Raw genomic sequence first — 2,617 nt, 5'->3', positions numbered from 1 at the left:
AGGCGGGTCCAGGCCCGCGCCTCTCCGGAAGCCGCGTGGATCAGGACGACGCGCCGCCCCGCGGGATCGCCGGCGACCAGGCAGCCCGGCCCGGCTTCACGCCCCGCTTCCCGCCCTGCCTCCCAGGATGCGCCGCAGCGTGCGGCCGGCGAGTCGCCGGCCGACGGCGGCGCGATGCCGAACGCGGCTCCCACGGGCCGCCCGGCGCTGCTGTGTATGGTCAAGGCTCCGCTCCCCGATTCCCGAACTCGTTGCGGAGATCCCCTCCGCCGATTGGCAGGGAGCCTAATGGAGGGTGCGCGGGCTGTCCCGTACCATAAAAAGGCCCGAAATGGCGCGAACGGTGGCCGGAAGGCCCGAAAATCGCAGGTTTTTGCCCCAATTGTTGCGCAGTCCCGCCCTATCCCGCGGAACCCGCACCGGTGAAGGGGGAAATCAGTGGATGGTGTTGCCGTCGGGAAGCGCCTCGACCGGGCGGTCCTCGCGCGGCTCGGACGGGCGGTGCAATTCCCGCATCAGGTCCCGCCAGTCCGGCGTCCCGCCAAGCTGCTGGATCAGCTGGGTGGAGAAGGCGAAGACCGCCAGCTCCAACGGGCCGTTGTCCTCCGCATGGGCGTTCACGGTCAGGCAGGATTCCGCCGCGCTGACGAAGATGGCCGACGCGATGGCCACCCCCCGCCCCGGTTCGGGCAGCGGCACCGGAGCGGGCGCGCGCCCCGTGGTGCGCAGGGCTGACAGGTTCTCCACCAGCAGGCGCGTGCGGATGGCCGTGTCGATGGCCGCCGCCATGGTGTAGCCGGCCTCGGCCTCCGCGGCGGAGCGCAGCAGGCGCAGGCCCGCGATCACCCCGTGGGCGACGTCGGCGGTGCCGGCGCGTTTGGCCGCCGCGGCGATGGCGGTGCCGAGAATGGCGGTGACCACGGGCGCCATGCTTTCGGCGTCGTCGCCCATGACGGCGGCGTCGGTGGTCTCTTCGTGGTTGTGGACCTCGTTCATGCGGCCTCCGATCCGGTGATACCCTGGATGGCGTGCGGCGCGGACCCCGATTCCTTGCGGAACCGCTTTTTTCTCAAAGGCCCCTCTTCCGATCTGTGGCTTTTCCGGAAGGCATTCAAGCCGCCGGAAGCCGGGAGGGGGTGAATCTTTCGATGCGCCACTTTCGCCGCTCCCTCCTCTGGGCGAAACCGCCCGCCGTCCCCACATCTGCGGGCAAAAGGAGAAACACCGATGCCCTTCCTCAGCCTTCTTCTCAACATCCTGTGGGTGGTGACCGGCGGCATCTGGATGGCCGCGGGATGGCTCCTCGCGGCCGTTCTGATGGTCGTCACCATCGTCGGCATTCCGTGGGCGCGGTCGGCGTTCATGATCGCCTGGTACACTCTGTTGCCCTTTGGACAAACCGCCGTCCGCCGGGATGAGTTCCGTGGCCGCGAGGACATCGGGACCGGCGTCCTGGGCACGCTGGGCAACATCCTGTGGTTCGTTCTGGCCGGCTGGTGGCTGGCGCTGGGGCATCTGGTGGCCGCGGTCGGCCTCGCCCTCACCATCATTGGCCTGCCCTTCGCCTGGGCGCATCTGAAGCTGGCGCTGCTGGCCCTGTGGCCGGTCGGCACCGAGATCGTGACGGTGGACGAGGCGGAATCCCGCCGCCGCCTGCTGGGCCGCGCGACCTACTGAGCCCCGGCCATGCGCTTCAGCATGACGGAAGCCCGCCAGAAGCCGAGATCCGCCCCATCCACGAAATGGACGTGGCGGTCGGCGGCGAGGTCGCCGACGAGGCAGGTCACCGTGCAGGCCCCCGCCCGCGCCGTGCCGTAACGGATGCGCCCGGCCGCCGCGTGGGCGGCCAGCATGGCCTCGATCGCCGACGCCTCCTCCTTCGTCACGTCGAGGACGAAGCGCGGCCCGCCCGCCGATTTGCGGAAGTCCGACCGTTCGGCGATGCCGCGCCGGTAGCGCTCCGGGTCGAAGCCCGCCATCCGCCAGCCGGCGCGCAGCATCAGGGTGAGCAGGGCCGACTTCCCCAGCGCCGACAGGGCGCAGGCCAGCCGCCGCCCGCGCGGCCGCGCCCGCGCCTCCAGCCACAGCGACCGCCAGGAGGGGGGCCAGCGCGGCGCCAGCCGTTCCCCCATGCCGAGCGGTGCCGCCGCGGCGGTGGATACGATCCGCTCGATGTCCGCCTGGACGCGGGCCAGCACCTCCAGCCCCTCATCCCCGCCGGCCAGCGGGTCCACGATCACGCACAGGACCACGCCCCGCCCGCTGTCCACCGGATTCCACCGGCAGGACACGCTCTCCAGCCCGGCCAGCGGGCCGGGACGCGGCTCCAGCCGCCAGCGCGGGTCGGCCTTCACCCAGGTGTCCGCCGCGGCGACCCCGCGGCCCAGGAACAGGCCGAAGGCGTTGCCGTTGCCGAAATCCTGCAGGGCCGCCAGCACCTCCAGCCCCTCGTCCAGCAGCGCCTGCACGGGCACCAGGCCGACCCGCAGCGGCACGTCCATCTCCGTCGCGGCCCAATGGGCGAGCGCCGCCAGCGCTTCCGCCGCCGCCCGTTCGCGGCCCGGCGGAACGGCGGCGATGGCGCCGTCGCTGCCGAACTGGCAGGCGGCGGCCTGCG

4 protein-coding genes are annotated in these 2,617 nt (G+C 72.2%); 1 reads left to right on the top strand and 3 read right to left on the bottom strand.

Annotated elements, in window-relative coordinates; translation table 11 throughout:
- Nucleotides 1-224, bottom strand: a 224-nt coding sequence (locus tag QSG27_RS28445; RefSeq protein WP_306712153.1) for a hypothetical protein, incomplete at its 3' end; no start/stop codon positions are given.
- A 211-nt stretch (nt 225-435) separates the two neighbouring features.
- Nucleotides 436-996: a hypothetical protein gene (locus QSG27_RS28440; RefSeq protein ID WP_306712152.1), complete on the bottom strand. Its 561-nt coding sequence runs from the start codon at nt 994-996 to the stop codon at nt 436-438.
- Nucleotides 997-1,227: 231 nt separating this feature from the next.
- On the opposite strand from QSG27_RS28440, the gene QSG27_RS28435 reads away from it, so the two are divergent.
- Nucleotides 1,228-1,677: a YccF domain-containing protein gene (locus QSG27_RS28435; RefSeq protein WP_306712151.1), complete on the top strand. Its 450-nt coding sequence runs from the start codon at nt 1,228-1,230 to the stop codon at nt 1,675-1,677.
- On the opposite strand, the gene QSG27_RS28430 is transcribed toward QSG27_RS28435, so the two are convergent.
- On the bottom strand, nt 1,671-2,617 hold a 947-nt coding region (locus QSG27_RS28430; RefSeq protein ID WP_306712150.1), incomplete at its 5' end, for a DUF3095 family protein. The genes QSG27_RS28435 and QSG27_RS28430 overlap by 7 nt on opposite strands.

This window comes from Azospirillum isscasi, assembly GCF_030849505.1.
GTDB lineage: Bacteria > Pseudomonadota > Alphaproteobacteria > Azospirillales > Azospirillaceae > Azospirillum > Azospirillum isscasi.
Note: the sequence above shows the minus strand (reverse complement) of the source record. Positions and strands in the feature narration are given on the sequence as shown.